This window comes from Streptomyces siamensis, from assembly GCF_039543605.1.
Lineage (GTDB): Bacteria > Actinomycetota > Actinomycetes > Streptomycetales > Streptomycetaceae > Streptomyces > Streptomyces siamensis.
This window is the reverse complement of the sequence record NZ_BAABKB010000029.1, coordinates 1-16496: the sequence shown is the minus strand read 5'-3', so window position 1 is coordinate 16496 and position 16496 is coordinate 1. Positions and strand designations below refer to the sequence as shown.

The 16496-nt window shown below is 72.6% G+C and carries 12 protein-coding genes; 8 read left to right on the top strand and 4 right to left on the bottom strand.

Annotation, left to right across the window (positions count from 1 at the left end; translation table 11 throughout):
• Positions 1-181 precede the first annotated feature (181 nt).
• The 3 genes from ABEB03_RS29930 to ABEB03_RS29920 all read left to right on the top strand — a co-directional run bounded on the left by ABEB03_RS29930 (position 182) and on the right by ABEB03_RS29920 (position 5264).
• Positions 182-1657: a 3' terminal RNA ribose 2'-O-methyltransferase Hen1 gene (locus tag ABEB03_RS29930; RefSeq protein ID WP_345656025.1), complete on the top strand. Its 1476-nt coding sequence runs from the start codon at positions 182-184 to the stop codon at positions 1655-1657.
• On the top strand, positions 1654-4227 hold the full coding sequence (locus ABEB03_RS29925; RefSeq protein ID WP_345656024.1) for a polynucleotide kinase-phosphatase: 2574 nt from the start codon (positions 1654-1656) through the stop codon (positions 4225-4227). Before ABEB03_RS29930 ends, ABEB03_RS29925 begins: the two co-directional genes overlap by 4 nt.
• Before the next feature lie 191 nt (positions 4228-4418).
• Positions 4419-5264, top strand: a complete 846-nt coding sequence (locus ABEB03_RS29920; protein WP_345656023.1) for a M55 family metallopeptidase — start codon at positions 4419-4421, stop codon at positions 5262-5264.
• Between the two features lie 54 nt (positions 5265-5318).
• On the opposite strand, the gene ABEB03_RS29915 is transcribed toward ABEB03_RS29920, so the two are convergent.
• Positions 5319-6212: a hypothetical protein gene (locus tag ABEB03_RS29915; RefSeq protein WP_345656022.1), complete on the bottom strand. Its 894-nt coding sequence runs from the start codon at positions 6210-6212 to the stop codon at positions 5319-5321.
• Positions 6209-7288 (bottom strand): SPFH domain-containing protein, encoded by a 1080-nt coding sequence (locus ABEB03_RS29910; protein WP_345656021.1) that lies wholly within the window; start codon positions 7286-7288, stop codon positions 6209-6211. The genes ABEB03_RS29915 and ABEB03_RS29910 overlap by 4 nt, the downstream gene beginning before the upstream one ends.
• Positions 7289-7482: 194 nt before the next feature.
• On the opposite strand from ABEB03_RS29910, the gene ABEB03_RS29905 reads away from it, so the two are divergent.
• From ABEB03_RS29905 to ABEB03_RS29895, 3 genes are all read left to right on the top strand, one after another.
• Complete coding sequence (locus ABEB03_RS29905) at positions 7483-8706, top strand: arginine deiminase (RefSeq protein ID WP_345656020.1); 1224 nt, start codon at positions 7483-7485, stop codon at positions 8704-8706.
• A gap of 165 nt (positions 8707-8871) precedes the next feature.
• The gene (gene argF, locus ABEB03_RS29900) at positions 8872-9879 is read left to right on the top strand and encodes an ornithine carbamoyltransferase (RefSeq protein WP_345656019.1); all 1008 of its coding nucleotides are present in this window, start codon (positions 8872-8874) and stop codon (positions 9877-9879) included.
• A gap of 308 nt (positions 9880-10187) precedes the next feature.
• Positions 10188-11651, top strand: coding sequence for an amino acid permease (locus ABEB03_RS29895; protein ID WP_345656018.1), 1464 nt, complete (start codon positions 10188-10190; stop codon positions 11649-11651).
• Here ABEB03_RS29895 and ABEB03_RS29890 read toward each other — a convergent pair.
• Positions 11611-12063: an ATP-binding protein gene (locus ABEB03_RS29890; RefSeq protein WP_095937188.1), complete on the bottom strand. Its 453-nt coding sequence runs from the start codon at positions 12061-12063 to the stop codon at positions 11611-11613. The genes ABEB03_RS29895 and ABEB03_RS29890 overlap by 41 nt on opposite strands.
• A gap of 399 nt (positions 12064-12462) precedes the next feature.
• Here ABEB03_RS29890 and ABEB03_RS29885 point away from each other — a divergent pair, with 399 nt between their 5' ends.
• On the top strand, positions 12463-13290 hold the full coding sequence (locus ABEB03_RS29885) for an enoyl-CoA hydratase family protein (RefSeq protein WP_345656017.1): 828 nt from the start codon (positions 12463-12465) through the stop codon (positions 13288-13290).
• 2 nt (positions 13291-13292) lie between these two features.
• On the top strand, positions 13293-15626 hold the full coding sequence (locus ABEB03_RS29880; RefSeq protein WP_345656016.1) for a bifunctional salicylyl-CoA 5-hydroxylase/oxidoreductase: 2334 nt from the start codon (positions 13293-13295) through the stop codon (positions 15624-15626).
• Positions 15627-15660: 34 nt separating this feature from the next.
• Here the strand turns inward: ABEB03_RS29880 and ABEB03_RS29875 are convergent.
• Positions 15661-16496: elongation factor 1-alpha C-terminal domain-related protein (locus tag ABEB03_RS29875; RefSeq protein WP_345656015.1), on the bottom strand; the 836-nt coding region annotated here is incomplete at its 5' end.

Below are 16496 nucleotides of genomic sequence, written 5' to 3'. Positions count from 1 at the left end.
CCGCGAACCGCTGGCGCCTGGTTCACAGTCGTGAAGCAGTCCGCGCGCGGGCGGAGGCGGTAGGTCCGGGGAAAATCCCGAGTCTGCCCAGGACGTTCACTGTACGTTGTCAGGGCGCGCCGACATGCGTCGCGTCCGACCACGTTTCCGCAGCTCAGAAGCTGCTTTAAGGCAGAGCCCCGTGTTCCTGACGATCAGTACCACCGGTACCCCAGAGCGCCCCGCCACCGACCTCGGCTTCCTGCTGCACAAGCATCCCGACAAGGCGCAGGCGTTCTCGACGTCCTACGGCACAGCGCACGTCCTGTACCCACAGGCGTCCGACGAGCAGTGCACCGCCGCGCTGCTGCTGGAGGTCGACGCGGTGGCACTGGTCCGGCGGGGCAAGGGCAAGGGGCGCGGCGGCGCGCCCGACGCCGCACTCGCGCAGTACGTCAACGACCGTCCGTACGCGGCGTCTTCGCTACTCGCCGTGGCACTGAGCGGCGTGTTCTCCAGCGCGATGAAGGGCCAGTGCGCCGCCAGGCCGGAGCTGCCCGCCAGGCCGCTGCCCCTTCGCATCGAGGTGCCCGCGCTGCCCGCGCGCGGCGGTGCCGAACTCGTACGCAAGCTCTTCGAGCCGCTGGGATGGACGGTGACGGCCGAAGCCGTCGCCCTCGACGACCACTTCCCCGAGTGGGGCGACTCGCGCTATGTGCGCCTGGTGCTGGAGGCGGCGGACCTCACGCTCGCCGAGGCCCTGCGCCACCTCTACGTCCTGCTCCCCGTGCTCGACGACGCGAAGCACTACTGGGTGGCCTCCGACGAGGTCGACAAGCTGCTGCGGGCCGGCGAGGGCTGGCTGCCGGACCACCCCGAGCAGAAGCTGATCACCAGCCGCTACCTCTCGCGCCGCTGGTCGCTGACCCGGCAGGCCAACGAGCGCCTCGAACTCGTCCGCCTCGCCGAGGCCGACGACACCGATGTCGCGGAGATCGACAACGCCGTCGACGAGGAGAGCGACACGGAGGAGAAGCCGGTGCCGCTCGCCGTGCAGCGGCGGGACGCGATCCTCGCCGCCCTCGACGCCGCCGGCGCCGCGCGCGTCCTCGACCTCGGCTGCGGGCAGGGACAGTTGGTGCAGGCGCTGCTCAAGGACGTGCGGTACACCGAGATCGTCGGCGTCGACGTGTCGATGCGCGCCCTCACCATCGCGTCGCGACGGCTCAAGCTCGACCGCATGGGCGAGCGGCAGTCCTCGCGCGTCAAGCTCCTTCAGGGCTCGCTCGCCTACACCGACCGCCGCCTCAAGGGGTACGACGCCGCCGTGCTCAGCGAGGTCGTCGAGCACGTCGATCTGCCGCGGCTGCCCGCCCTGGAGTACGCGGTGTTCGGATCCGCGCGTCCGAGGACCGTCCTCGTGACGACACCGAACGTCGAGTACAACGTCCGCTGGGAGACGCTCCCCGCCGGACACTCCCGGCACGGCGACCACCGGTTCGAGTGGACGCGCGAGGAGTTCCGCACCTGGGCCCGCGAGGTCGCCGAACGGCACGGCTACGCCGTGGAGTTCGTCCCCGTCGGACCCGAGGACCCCGAGGTGGGGCCGCCGACCCAGATGGCCGTCTTCGCACTGACCACAGCCACCCCGTCCCCGAAGGAGGAGAAGGCCGCATGACGCACGACGACACCACCACCCCCGGGCGGGTCCTGCCCGTCACCGACCTCTCCCTCGTGGTGCTGATCGGCGCTTCGGGCTCGGGCAAGTCGACCTTCGCCCGCAAGCACTTCAAGCCCACCGAGGTCATCTCCAGCGACTTCTGCCGCGGACTCGTCGCCGACGACGAGAACGACCAGAGCGCCAGCGGCGACGCATTCGACGTGCTGCACTACATCGCGGGCAAGCGCCTCGCGGCGGGCCGCCGGACCGTCGTCGACGCCACCAGCGTCCAGCAGGAGAGCCGCCGCCAGCTCGTCGAGCTCGCCAGGAAGCACGACGTGCTGCCCATCGCGATCGTGCTCGACGTGCCCGAGGACGTCTGCGCCGCGCGCAACGCGGCTCGCAGCGACCGCGCCGAGATGCCGCGCCGCGTCATCCAGCGCCACATCCGCGAACTCCGCCGCTCGCTGCGCCACCTGGAGCGGGAGGGCTTCCGGAAGGTCCACGTCCTGCGGGGCGTGGAGGAGGTCGAGGGCGCCGAGGTCCGCACCGAGAAGCGGTTCAACGACCTGACCCACCTCACCGGCCCCTTCGACATCATCGGCGACATCCACGGCTGCGCCTCGGAACTGGAGAGCCTGCTCGGCAAGCTGGGATACGTCGACGGCGTCCACCCGGCGGGCCGCACGGCCGTCTTCGTCGGCGACCTCGTGGACCGGGGACCCGACACCCCGGGCGTGCTGCGCCGTGTGATGTCCATGGTCGGCTCGGGCAACGCCCTGTGCGTGCCCGGCAACCACGAGAACAAGCTCGGCCGCCACCTCAGGGGCCGCAAGGTCCAGCACACCCACGGACTCGCCGAGACCATCGAGCAGCTGGCGGGGGAGAGCGACGAATTCGTCGCGGGTGTACGGGCGTTCCTCGACGGACTGGTCAGCCATTACGTCCTCGACGGCGGGCGCCTCGTCGTCTGCCACGCGGGCCTGCCCGAGAAGTACCACGGCCGTACCTCCGGCCGGGTGCGCTCGCACGCGCTGTACGGCGACACGACCGGCGAGACCGACGAGTTCGGGCTGCCGGTGCGCTACCCGTGGGCGGAGGACTACCGGGGCCGCGCGGCCGTCGTGTACGGCCACACCCCGGTGCCCACGGCCACCTGGCTGAACAACACCATCTGCCTGGACACGGGAGCCGTCTTCGGCGGCAAGCTCACCGCGCTGCGCTGGCCGGAGCGTGAACTCGTCGACGTACCGGCCGAGCGGGTCTGGTACGAGCCGGCCAAGCCGCTCGCCACCGAGGCGCCCGGCGGGCACGAGGGACGCCCGCTGGACCTGGCGGACGTGCACGGCCGCCGGGTCGTCGAGACCCGGCACGGCGGACGCGTGTCGGTCCGCGAGGAGAACGCGGCGGCGGCCCTGGAGGTCATGAGCCGTTTCGCGGTGGACCCCCGACTGCTGCCGTACCTGCCGCCGACGATGGCGCCGACCGCGACCTCGCACGTCGAGGGCTATCTGGAACACCCCGCCGAGGCCTTCGCGCAGTACCGGGACGACGGCGTCCCCCGGGTCGTGTGCGAGGAGAAGCACATGGGCTCGCGCGCGGTGGCCCTCGTCTGCCGGGACGCGGCGGCGACGCGCGAGCGGTTCGGTGTCCCGGGCCCGTCCGGTGCGGGCGGGACCGGTCCCACGGGGTCGCTGTACACCCGTACCGGCCGTCCCTTCTTCGCCGACGACGCCGTCACCGAGGAGATCCTCGGACGGGTGCGGGCCGCCGCGACGGAGGCGGGGCTGTGGGAGGAGCTGGAGACCGACTGGCTGCTCCTCGACGCCGAGCTGATGCCGTGGTCGCTGAAGGCGTCCGGGCTGCTGCGCAGCCAGTACGCCGCGGTCGGCGCCGCGTCCGGCGCCGTGTTCCCGGGGGCGCTGGCCGCGCTCGAAGGGGCGGCGGAGCGTGGTGTCGACGTGGCGGACCTGCTGGGCCGCCAGCGCGAACGTGCCGCGGACGCCGAGGCGTTCACGGAGGCCTACCGGCGGTACTGCTGGACGACGGAGGGACTGGAGGGCGTCAGGCTGGCGCCGTTCCAGATCCTCGCGGTGCAGGGCCGCAGCCTCGCCGGGCTGCCGCACGACGAGCAGCTCGCGCTCATCGACCGCCTCGTGGAGAACGACGGGAGCGGGCTGCTGCAGACCACCCGGCGGCTCTTCGTCGACACCGGCGACCCCGAGTCGGTGCAGGCGGGCGTCGACTGGTGGCTGGAGATGACGGGCCGCGGCGGCGAGGGCATGGTCGTCAAGCCGGTCGGCGCGGTGGTGCGCAGCGAACAGGGTCGGCTCGTGCAGCCGGGCATCAAGTGCCGTGGGCGTGAGTACCTGCGGATCATCTACGGTCCGGAGTACACCCGCCCCGAGAACCTCGCACGGCTGCGCGGCCGCTTCCTCAACCACAAGCGGTCGCTGGCGATCCGCGAGTACGCGCTGGGGCTGGAGGCCCTGGACCGGCTCGCCGACGGTGAGCCGCTGTGGCGGGTGCACGAGGCGGTGTTCGGAGTCCTGGCCCTGGAGTCCGAACCGGTGGACCCCCGTCTGTGACGGGTACGCACCCGACTTCGGGGGCCGGGGCTCCGGCCGCGGCCCCCGGCGCACGCTCCCGTCCTCGCCGACCGGACGGGCCGGCCGCTCGGCCGCACTCCGTGCGCCGGCGGCCGGGGCGGGCCCGGACGGCGGAACCATGCCGTGGTGGCCCGGCGTCTGCCAAGTGATCAACCGGAGGAGTACGCGCAGTGCGGATCTACATCAGCGCCGACATGGAGGGCATCACCGGACTCGTCGACGCCGACGACGTCCAGCCGGCCGGCCGGGACTACGAGCGGGGCCGGCTGATGATGGCGGAGGACGTCAACGCCGCCGTCCGCGGCGCCCTCGCCGCCGGCGCCACCGACATCGTCGTCAACGACGCGCACGGCCCGATGCGCAACCTGCTGCCCGAGGCCCTGCACCCGGCGGTCCGCCTCGTCCGCGGCAAGCCCAAGCAGATGGGCATGCTCGAAGGCCTCACCCCCGCACACCACGCCATGATCGGTGTCGGGTACCACTCCCGGGCCGGAGTGCTCGGCGTGCTCAGCCACAGCTTCATGGGGCATGAGATCGAGGACATGTGGCTGGACGGGCGCCCGGTCGGCGAGATCGGGCTGGCCCACGCCACCGCCGCCGCGATCGGCGTGCCGCTGGTGGCGCTCACCGGCGACGACACCGCCTGCGACGAGGCGACCGCGTGGGACGACTCCGTCACCACCGTCGCGGTGAAGTACGCGCGGGACCGCTTCGCGGCCCGGCTGCGCCCGGTGGACGAGGCGCGCGAGGCCATCGAGAAGGCCGTCACCACCGCTCTGTCGGCCCACGCCGTACGGGCCGAGTCGACGCCCCCGTCGGGACCGCGGGCTCCTCGTGAGCTCACCGTGCGCTGGCAGTCGGCATCCGTGGCCGCCACGCTCCAGGGCATCCCCGGAGTCACCGCCACGGACAGCCGGACCGTCCGGGCGGAGGGTCGACTGCCCTCGCTGTACCGGCTGTTCGGCGTGTGGATGAGGGTGGCGGCGTCCCTGACCAACCAGCCGCCGTACTGCTGACGGGGTGTCGCGTGCCGCCTGGGCACCGTCCGCCGTGGCCCGTCCGGCCCGGCGTCATCCCACCAGCCGCAGCCGCACCCCCGCCACCCCCACCCGCACCGTCTGACCCCACACCAGCTCCAGCGCGTCGCTCTCCATCCCGTCCCCGAACGCGATGAGGCGGTCGGACTCCACGGTCAGGGACAGGCGGTCGGACGCCGTGAGGTGGCCGGCCACGAGTGAGGTGCCGGTGGCCGGCGACGGCCAGGCCTCGCGGACGAACCACAGCAGGCGTTCGTCCGTGGGGCCGGGCAATGTCAGCTCCCCGCCCCGCTCCTGCCACACGGAGCGGAGCCAGCCGCCGGCCCCCGTCCCGGTGCCCACCAGGACCCCGGAGGAGGCCTGGGGCTCGACGGCACCCCCGTACTCGTCGAGCCCCAGCCGGTAGCGGGCCGTCTGATGGCCCGCGGCTCCCAGATAGATCTCGTTCAGCGCCACCAGGCGCTGCGTGTCGTCCGCGACGGCCTCGACCATGGTCAGCTCGTCGGCCCGGCTCCGGTGTGCCGAGGCGAGCAGCGCCGCCGCGTCCCCGGGGCGGTGCCGCACCAGTACCCCCGGGTTGCGCCCGGGGTCCGAGTCGATGCCGACGACGGGCTGTCCCGCGAGGTACTTGGCGACGTTCGCGACGAGCCCGTCCTGGCCGACCACGACGACCACGTCCTCCGGGGCGAACAGGAAGCGGTCCAGGTCGCCGCGTTCGACCCGGGCCTGACGCCAGGTCAGTGGGATCGCCGCGACCACGCCGGCCAGCGCCTCGCGGTCCCGTCGGTACCGCTCGGCCACCTCCGCGATGTCGCGTCCCCGGGAGGAGAGGAAGAACGCCGCCTGCCCGTGCGTCCCGTGCCGGGCGACGAGCTCCTCGTACTCCGTGGTGCGATGGACGAGGACCACCCGGGGCGCGAGGCTCACCGTTCGTCCCCGGCGTCCGGGTTGCCCAGCTTGGCGAGCAGCCCCGTGAGGACGTCGGGCGACACCGTGACGCTGTCGATCCGCGGCAGGTTCTCCGCGAGCCGGGTGCCCGTGAGGGCGTGCAGCGTGCTGACGTCCACGTCCGCGTGGACCCGCAGCCAGGCGGCCTGTGCCTCGGCGCGGGCCGCGCCGACCTCGCGTTCGGCCTGCGCCTCGGCGCCGGCGAGCCGCACCTTGCGGGTGGCTTCCGCCTCGGCGAGGCGCAGCGCGCGGGTGGCCTCCGCCTCCGCGAGGCGCACCGTCCGTGCCGCCTCCGCGCCCGCCCGCACCGCGTCGGCGGCCGCGTGCTCCTCCGCCTCGCGCCGCGCGTTGGTGCCGCGCTGGTCGACCAGCTGCTCCTCGCGCCGGGCGAGTTCGATCTGGCTGGCGAGTTCGTTCTCGGCGATGGCGCGTTCGCGCTCGACGGCGACGGCGCGGCGCTCGTACGTCGCCTTGTCGGCGTCCTGCTGGATCTGCTCGCGGGCCGGCGTGCGCAGCGCCCGCTCCACCTCGGGCTCCGGGCGCAGGGCGACCACGCGGACGGCCACCACCTCGATGCCCGTCGCGGGCAGTCGGGGCTCGGCCGCGAGCCCCCCGGCGATCCGCTCCCGCACCGCGGCGACGCCGTCGACCAGGGCGGACGCCAGCGAGGTGCGGGCCAGCACGTCCAGCGCGTGCTGCTGGGCCGTCTCGGTCAGCAGCGATCCCAGCTGTTCCAGGGGAGTGCCGCGCCAGGCGCCGGTGTCGGGGTCGACGGAGAAGTCCAGGCGGGCGGCGGCGATCGCGGGGTCGACGACGCGGTAGGTGACGGTCGCCTGGACGGCGACGTCCTGGAAGTCGGAGGTGCGGGCGTGGAACGTCATCGCCAGCTCGCGGTCGTCGACCGGGACCTCGGAGAGCGCGGCGGTCAGGGAGCGGTACCAGAAGCTGAGGCCCGGGCCGTCGTGGACCAGCCGGCCCGACCGGTGGTGCCGGACGTGGGCGGTCGGCGCTCCGCGCAGATGGCGCCAGCCGAACCGGCGCGTGATGTCGGCCATGGGAAACCCCCTCGTCGTCGGGCGTCCCCCGGGCGGGGATGATCTCCCGCCGCCGTGCGCCCGTCGTCCACTCCTCATTGTCGTCAGCAAGACGATAATGGCGAGGCGCACTTATCGTCAAGGGGACGAAATGAATGCGTTCGAGCTCGTGCGATCGGCGGGTGAACGCGCGTCCGGATGGTCAGGATGGAGGCATGGGATTCCAAGTCGACTCCGAGGCCGGGCGGCTGCGCCGCGTCATCCTTCACCGGCCGGATCTTGAGCTCAAAAGGCTCACCCCCAGCAACAAGGACGCCCTGCTCTTCGACGACGTGCTCTGGGTGCGCCGGGCGCGCGCCGAGCACGACGGATTCGCGGACGTCCTGCGTGACCGCGGGGTCACCGTCCACCTCTTCGGTGACCTGCTCGCCGAGACGCTGGAGATCCCGGCGGCCCGAGCACTCGTCCTGGACCGGGTCTTCGACGAGAAGGAGTACGGGCCGCTGGCCACCGACCACTTGAGGGCCTCGTTCGAGACCCTGCCCGCCGCCGAGCTGGCGCCCGTCCTCGTCGGGGGGATGACCAAGCGGGAGTTCCTGGACGTCCACCCGGAGCCGACCTCCGTGCGCTTCCACGTCATGGACCTCGACGACTTCCTGCTCGGACCGCTGCCCAACCACCTCTTCACCAGGGACACCTCGGCCTGGATCTACGACGGGGTCTCCATCAACGCCATGCGCTGGCCGGCGCGCCAGCGCGAGACCGTGCACTTCGAGGCGATCTACCGGCACCACCCGCTCTTCCGGGACGAGGGCTTCCACATCTGGTCGGAGGGTCAGGCCGACTACCCGTCCACCATCGAGGGCGGCGACGTGCTCGTCATCGGCAACGGCGCCGTGCTCATCGGCATGAGCGAGCGGACCACGCCGCAGGCCGTCGAGATGCTCGCGCACAAACTCTTCGCCGCCGGCTCGGCGCGCACCATCGTCGCCCTCGACATGCCCAAGCGGCGGGCCCTGATGCACCTCGACACCGTGATGACCATGGTCGACGGCGACATCTTCACGCAGTACGCGGGCCTCGGCATGCTCCGCTCGTACACCATCGAGCCGGGCGTGGAGGACAAGGAGCTCAAGGTCACCGACCACCCCCCGGAGCACATGCACCGCGCGATCGCCGCCGCGCTCGGACTCAATGAGATCCGTGTGCTGACCGCCACCCAGGACGTCCACGCGGCCGAGCGCGAGCAGTGGGACGACGGCTGCAACGTCCTCGCTGTCGAGCCGGGCGTCGTCATCGCCTACGAGCGGAACTCCACCACCAATACGCACCTGCGCAAGCAGGGCATCGAGGTCATCGAGATCCCGGGCAGTGAGCTGGGCCGCGGCCGGGGCGGGCCGCGCTGTATGAGCTGCCCGGTCCAGCGGGACGCCGTATAGGAGGCCGGCGGTGCGGTATGGCGCGTCGGGACGCCGCATATAGGAGGTGGGGGCATCGTGGAGGGAGTGCGGCTGCCGCGCACGAGGAGGCAGGGCACCGTATAGAAATGCTGAGTATCGTATAGAATTCCAAGGTCCTCGTCTTCGTAACCCTGGAGCGCCCCCATGGCGACAGTCCCGACCGCCCTCGCCGGCCGCCACTTCCTCAAGGAGCTGGACTTCACCGAGGAGGAGTTCCGCGGTCTGATCGAGCTGGCCGCAGAGCTCAAGGCGGCCAAGAAGGCGGGGGCCGAGACTCAGTACCTGCGGGGCAGGAACATCGCGCTGATCTTCGAGAAGACCTCCACGCGCACGCGCTGCGCGTTCGAGGTGGCCGCCGCGGACCAGGGCGCCTCGACGACCTACCTCGACCCCTCCGGGTCGCAGATAGGGCACAAGGAGTCCGTGAAGGACACCGCCCGCGTCCTCGGCCGGATGTTCGACGCGATCCAGTACCGGGGGGACAGCCAGGCGTCCGTCGAGGAGCTCGCCGCCTACGCGGGCGTGCCCGTCTACAACGGCCTGACGGACGACTGGCACCCCACCCAGATGCTCGCCGACGTGCTCACCATGACCGAGCACTGCGACAAGCCGCTGGGCGAGATCGCCTTCGCCTACCTCGGCGACGCCCGCTTCAACATGGGCAACTCGTACCTGATCACCGGCGCGCTGCTGGGCATGGACGTCCGCATCGTCGCCCCGCAGGCCTACTGGCCCGCCGACGAGATCGTCGCGCGCGCCCGCAAGCTCGCCGAGCGCAGCGGCGGACGCGTCACGCTGACCGAGATCCCCGCCGAAGGGGTCGCCGACGTCGACTTCGTCGCGACCGACGTCTGGGTCTCCATGGGCGAGCCCAAGGAGGTGTGGGACGAGCGCATCGGCGCCCTGTCCCCGTACGCCGTGACGATGGACGTCCTGCGGCTCACCGGCAACCCCGACGTCAAGTTCCTGCACTGCCTGCCCGCCTTCCACGACCTCGGCACCAAGGTCGGCCGCGAGCTGTACGAGACCCACGGCCTGGACTCCCTGGAGGTCACCGACGAGGTCTTCGAGTCGGCGCACTCGGTCGTCTTCGACGAGGCGGAGAACCGGCTGCACACCATCAAGGCGATCCTCGTCGCCACACTCGCCTGAGCGCGGCGGCCGGTCGCGCCCCGCGGCGCCCCGGCCCCGGCACGGCCCCCGCCGTGCGTGTCGCCGGCCCCGCTGTCACCCGCCCCGCGCGTGGCACCCCGGCCCCGGCGCTACGCGCGCCGCGCACGGCACCCCCGTCCCGCGGGACCCGCGACACGTGGCGCACGCCGGTCGGGTGGGCCGACGCGTTTCGCGCACCGGCCCGACCTGCCCGTACCATCCTCGACGGCCCCGGAACCACCCCTTCCGCAAGCCCGTCGCGCGGCCAACCCAGCCGCACCCGCACCACCGAAATGAGCACCACCCGCATGCCCGCTCCCGCCCTCAGGCCCACCCGCCGCGTCAAGTCCCCCGAGCTGCTGATCGCCGAATCCGGCGCGGACCTCGACGGGCACGGCCTCAAGCGCACCATGGGTCTCTTCCAGCTCATCTGCTTCGGTGTCGGCGCGATCGTCGGCACCGGCATCTTCGTCGGCCTGTCCGACTCGGTCGCCCAGGCCGGACCCGCCGTGGTCGTCTCCTTCGTCCTCGCCGCCGTCACCTGCGTCTTCACCGCGTTCGCGTTCGCGGAGCTCGGCGGCGCGATCCCGGTCTCGGGCTCGTCCTACTCCTTCGCCTACGCCGGACTCGGCGAGGGCACCGCCTTCCTGGTCGGCTGGTGCCTGCTCCTGGAGTACGGCGTCTCCGTGTCCGCCGTGGCGGTCGGCTGGAGCCAGTACGTGAACGAACTGCTCGGCAGCCTCACCGGCGCCCAGCTTCCCGCCGCGCTCTCCGCGGGCCCGTCGGACGGCGGGATCGTCAACCTCCCCGCGGTCATCGTGATCGCGCTGGCGTCGGTCCTGCTGGTGCGCGGCGTGCGCGAGAGCGCGCGGGCGACGGCCGCGATGGCCGTGCTCAAGCTCGTCGTCCTCGTCCTGTTCTGCGCCGTCGGCTTCAGCGCCTTCAAGGACGGCAACCTCACCCCGTTCTCCCCGGCGGGACTCGGCGGCATCGGCGCGGGCACCACCGCCGCCTTCTTCTCCTACATCGGCTTCGACGCGATCACCACCGCCGGCGAGGAGGCCAAGAACCCGCGCCGCAACATCCCCATCGCGATCCTGGTCTGCATCGGCCTGGTCACGCTGCTCTACTGCGCGGTCGCCCTCGCGGCGATCGGCGCCATCGGCGGGGACGAGGTGGGCGGCCGCCCCGCCGCGCTGTCGTACGTCGTGAACGAGGTCACCGGCTCCTCGGCCGGCGGCGGGGTCATCGCCTTCGGGGCCGTGGTCGCCATCGCGTCGGTGGTCCTCGCGGTGATGTACGGCCAGACCCGCATCCTCATGTCGATGTCCCGCGACGGCCTCATCCCGCGGGTCTTCGAGCGGGTCTCCCCGAGGACCTCGACGCCCGTCGCCGGCACGCTGATCGTCGCGATCGTGTTCGCGATCCCCGCGGCCTTCGCGTCCCTGGACTCCGTGGTCAACCTGTGCACCATCGGGACCCTCGCCGTGATGGCCGCCGTGAACATCGCCGTGATCGCGTTGCGCCGCTCGGAGCCGGGCCTGGCACGCACGTTCCGGGTGCCGCTCTACCCCGTCGTGCCCCTGCTCGGCGTGGGCTTCTGCCTCTACCTGATGTACGAGACGGGCTGGACGACCTGGATCCAGTTCGCCTGCTTCCTCGCGGCCGGGCTCCTGGTCTACGTGCTCTACGGGCGCCGCAACTCACGGCTGGCGGCCCGGGCCGCGGCGGCTACGCAGGCCGTCGCTGACGAGGTACCACAGGCAGTCTGAACCAGACCGCCTTGCCCGTGTCGGTGGGGCGGTGGCCGCAGGACGAGCTCAGGGTGCGGATCAGCAGCAGACCGCGCCCGTGCTCCTGCCAGGGGTCCGGCTCCCCGACCGGGTGCGGGACCGTGAGATGCCCCGGCGGCGCCGGGTCCGGATCGTGCACCTCGACCCGGCAGCCGGTCGGCAGCAGCTCCACGACCAGCTCTATGGGGCCGGTGCCCGCGGTGTGCTCCACCGCGTTCGCGACCAGCTCCGCGGTGAGCAGCTCCGCCGTGTCGCTGTCGGCCGCGTGCTCCAGCTCGGCCAGTGCCGTCCGCACCAGAGCACGCGCGACGGGCACGGCCGCGACGGTGTGCGGCAGCGCGATGCGCCAGGAGGCGGGGGCCGGGGTGTCGTGCAAGGCGAGTCCGTTCATGGAGCAGCCTGTCCTGCTTTCAACCTCAGGAATGGTACGGCGCCGCCGGGCAGCGGCGGTCGGCGGGCCGTTCGAGGACCTTTGGTGGTGCTGCGGGACGTCGGTCGGTGATCCGCCGGGACGTTCGCCCCGGCATGAGGGTGCGTACCCAGGTGGACGCCCCGTCTCCCCGAGGTGCTCCAGCCGTTACGCGGCTATCGAGGAACGGTGACTCGGTGACGGTGCGCTGTCGCATCGTGACGACGAGGCGCGAGGCGCGACACTCCGCCCGGGCTATTGCGTGGTCGTGACGACAGTCACGGATAGGTGATAACTTCGTGAGGGAGGAGCCCACAGGCACCCGCCGCCCGGTTCCCCCAGGCCGCAGACCGCCGCCCCCGCCCGAGGAGGCCGCACGTCATGAGTCCCTTCACCGGATCCGCCGCCCGCACCTCCGACTGGCAGCACCTCAGGTGCGAGATCGCCGACGGGGTCGCCACGGTCACGCTGGCCCGCCCCGAGAAACTCAACGCGCTCACCTTCGGCGCCTACGCCGACCTGCGCGACCTGCTCGCCGAGCTGTCCCGCGAGAGGTCGGTCCGCGCCCTGGTGCTGGCGGGCGAGGGCCGCGGCTTCTGCTCCGGCGGTGACGTCGACGAGATCATCGGCGCCACCCTCGCCATGGACACCGCCCAGCTCCTCGACTTCAACCGGATGACCGGCCAGGTCGTCCGCGCCGTACGCGAGTGCCCCTTCCCGGTGATCGCGGCGGTGCACGGAGTGGCCGCCGGAGCGGGAGCCGTCCTCGCCCTCGCCGCCGACTTCCGGATCGCCGACCCGAGCGCCCGTTTCGCCTTCCTCTTCACCCGTGTCGGACTGTCCGGCGGCGACATGGGCGCGGCCTATCTGCTGCCCCGGGTCGTCGGACTCGGCCACGCGACCCGGCTGCTCATGCTCGGCGAACCCGTGCGCGCCCCCGAGGCCGAGCGCATCGGACTGATCAGCGAAATGGCCGAGGAGGGCGCGGCCGACGAGACCGCCCAGCGGCTCGCCCACCGTCTCGCCGAGGGCCCGGCCCTCGCGTACGCCCAGACGAAGGCCCTGCTCACCGCCGAACTGGACATGCCGCTCGCCGCCTCCGTCGAACTCGACGCCTCTACCCAGGCCCTCCTGATGAACGGGGAGGACTACGCCGAGTTCCATGCCGCGTTCACGGAGAAGCGGCCGCCGAAGTGGCGGGGGCGATAGCCATGACGACACCGCGCGACACGGCGACGGCGACGCACGACGGCACCTCCGGACGGCCGGGCGACCCCCTGCGGGTCGCCGTGATCGGAGGCGGGCCCGGCGGACTGTACGCCGCCGCGCTGCTCAAGCGCCTCGACCCGCGCCGCGAGATCACCGTCTGGGAACGCAACGCCCCCGACGACACCTTCGGCTTCGGCGTCGTGCTCTCCGACGAGACGCTCGGCGGCATCGAGCACGCCGACCCCGTCGTGTACGCGGCGCTCCAGGACGAGTTCGTACGCTGGGACGACATCGACATCGTGCACCGCTCGGTCCGTCAGACCTCCGGCGGCCACGGCTTCGCCGCCCTCGGGCGGCGCAGGCTCCTGGAGATCCTGCACGACCGCTGCCGCTCGCTCGGCGTCGACCTCCGCTTCCGGGCACCGGCCCCACCCGTGGCCGAGCTCATGGCGGCCCACGACCTCGTGATCGCCGCCGACGGCGTGCACAGCGCCACCCGGACCGCCCACGCCGACGTGTTCGGGCCGTCCGTCGAGGAGCACCGCTGCCGTTACATCTGGCTCGCCGCCGACTTCGCCTTCGACGCCTTCCGCTTCGAGATCGCCGAGACCGAGCACGGCGTGATGCAGCTGCACGGCTACCCCTACGCCCCCGACGCCTCCACCGTCATCGTGGAGATGCGCGAGGAGGTGTGGCGCGCGGCCGGCTTCGCGGACCTCGACGAGGAGCAGTCCGTCGAACAGTGCGGAAAGATCTTCGCGGACACCCTCGGCGGCCGGCCGCTGCGGTCGAACAAGTCCGCCTGGACGACCTTCCGCACCGTCGTCAACGACCACTGGTCGCACGAGAATCTGGTCCTGCTCGGCGACGCCGCGCACACCGCGCACTTCTCCATCGGCTCCGGCACCAAGCTCGCCGTCGAGGACGCGCTCGCGCTCGCCGCCTGCCTGGAGGAACAGCCCGGCCTCACCCAGGCCCTCGCCGCCTACGAGGAGGAGCGGCGGCCGGTCGTCGCCTCCACCCAGCGGGCCGCCCGCGCCAGCCTGGAGTGGTTCGAGGACATCCGCTTCCATCTCGGCCAGCCCGCCCGGCAGTTCGCCTTCAACCTGCTCACCCGCAGCCGCCGCGTCACGCACGACAACCTGCGGCTGCGCGACGCGCGCTTCACGGAGTCGGTGGAGCGCGAGTTCGGCTGCCCGCCGGGGACACCCCCGATGTTCACGCCGTTCCGGATGCGCGGCCTGACCCTGCGCAACCGCGTCGTCGTCTCCCCCATGGACATGTACTCGGCCGCCGACGGCGTCCCCGGCGACTTCCACCTCGTCCACCTGGGCGCGCGGGCACTGGGCGGCGCGGGCCTGGTCATGACCGAGATGGTGTGCGTGAGCGCCGAGGGCCGCATCACCCCCGGCTGCGCGGGCATGTACACCCAGCGACAGGCCGACTCCTGGCGGCGGATCATCGAATTCGTGCACCGGCAGGCCCCCGGCACCGCCATCGGCGTGCAGCTCGGCCACGCCGGGCGCAAAGGGTCGACGAAGCTGATGTGGGAGGGCATCGACGAGCCCCTGGACGACGGCAACTGGCCCCTCGTGGCGGCCTCCCCGATCCCGTACAAGCCGGGGAGCCAGACGCCCCGCGAGCTGTCCCGCGCCCAGCTCACCGATCTGCGCGAGCAGTTCGTGTCGGCCGCCTGGCGGGCCGCACGCTGCGGCTTCGACCTGCTCGAACTGCACTGCGCCCACGGCTATCTGCTCTCCGGCTTCCTGTCGCCGCTGACCAACAGGCGCACCGACGGATACGGCGGCGACCTCACCCGGCGGCTGCGCTTCCCGCTCGAGGTCTTCGACGCCGTACGCGCCGTGTGGCCCGAGGAGCGCCCCATGACCGTCCGCATCTCCGCCACCGACTGGGCGGACGGCGGCACCACCGGCGACGACGCCGTGGAGATCGCGCGGGCCTTCGCCGCGCACGGCGCCGACGCGGTCGACGTGTCGACGGGGCAGGTGGTGTCGGACGAGCGGCCCGACTACGGCCGGTCCTACCAGACGCCGTACGCCGACCGGATCCGCCACGAGACCGGCGTCCCGGTGATCGCCGTCGGCGCGATCTCCTCCTGGGACGACGTCAACTCCCTCGTCCTGGCGGGACGCACGGACCTGTGCGCGCTGGCCCGACCGCACCTCTACGACCCCCACTGGACCCTGCACGCGGCGGCCGAGCAGGGGTACGACGGCCCGGGGATCGCCTGGCCCATGCCCTACCGGGCGGGCAGCAGGCCTCCGCGGACCGGACGCACCGACGCCCCCAAGCCCCGCCTCACGCTGGGCACTTGAGGGCGTCGAGAGTCGAAGGAGCGGCCGTCGTGGACTACGCGGACAGGTCGGCCATACCGGCCGTCAGCGTCGCCCCGTCGGCCGGGTCGACCAGGATGAACGCACCCGTCCGGCGCACCTCGGCGTAGTCGTCGAGCGCGAGCGGACCGGCGGTGCGCAGCACGATCCTGCCGAGGTCGTTCGCGGTCAGCTCGGTCGCGCCGCCCAGGTCCTCGACGACCGCCTTCACGGTCCGTGTCGTGTGCTTGACCAGCACCCGGTCACCGACCCGCAGCGCGCGGTCCGCCAGATGACACACCGCCGCCCGGACGTCCTGGGTGAGCGCGGGTGCGTGGGGCCCCGCGGTGATCATGTCGCCGCGCGAGACGTCACGCTGATCGGCCAGCCGCAGCGTCAGGGACTGCGGCGCGCGGGCGATGTCCGCCTCCCGGCCCAGGACGTCGATGCCGGCGATCGCGGAGGTCTGGCCGGACGGATGGACCGTGACACGGTCGCCGACGCGCAGCGTCCCGGACGCCAACTGCCCCGCGTAATGGCGGACTTCGCCGTGCCGGATCACGTACTGCACGGGGAAGCGCGCCGGAGCGGCCGACTCGTCGGAGGCCACCGGCACGGTCTCCAGATGCTCCAGCAGCGCCGGGCCCGCGTACCAGTCCATGTGCGCCGACCGCTCCACCACGTTGTCGCCGCGCAGCGCGGAGACCGGGACCGGCGTGAAGCCGGGCAGTCCCGACTCGGCGGCGTGGCCCGCGAAGTCCTCGACGATCCGCTCGAAGGTGGCTTCGTCGTATTCGACGAGGTCCATCTTGTTGACGGCGAGGACGACGTGGGGGACGCGGAGGAGGGCGGCGACGGCGGCGTGGCGTCGGG

Coding starts and splice junctions, on each gene's coding strand:
- ABEB03_RS29895 (WP_345656018.1), top strand. CDS start 10,188: ATGCCCGCTCCCGCCCTCAGGCCCACCCGCCGCGTCAAGTCCCCCGAG.
- ABEB03_RS29925 (WP_345656024.1), top strand. CDS start 1,654: ATGACGCACGACGACACCACCACCCCCGGGCGGGTCCTGCCCGTCACC.
- argF (WP_345656019.1), top strand. CDS start 8,872: ATGGCGACAGTCCCGACCGCCCTCGCCGGCCGCCACTTCCTCAAGGAG.
- ABEB03_RS29910 (WP_345656021.1), bottom strand. CDS start 7,288: ATGGCCGACATCACGCGCCGGTTCGGCTGGCGCCATCTGCGCGGAGCG.
- ABEB03_RS29905 (WP_345656020.1), top strand. CDS start 7,483: ATGGGATTCCAAGTCGACTCCGAGGCCGGGCGGCTGCGCCGCGTCATC.
- ABEB03_RS29885 (WP_345656017.1), top strand. CDS start 12,463: ATGAGTCCCTTCACCGGATCCGCCGCCCGCACCTCCGACTGGCAGCAC.
- ABEB03_RS29880 (WP_345656016.1), top strand. CDS start 13,293: ATGACGACACCGCGCGACACGGCGACGGCGACGCACGACGGCACCTCC.
- ABEB03_RS29890 (WP_095937188.1), bottom strand. CDS start 12,063: ATGAACGGACTCGCCTTGCACGACACCCCGGCCCCCGCCTCCTGGCGC.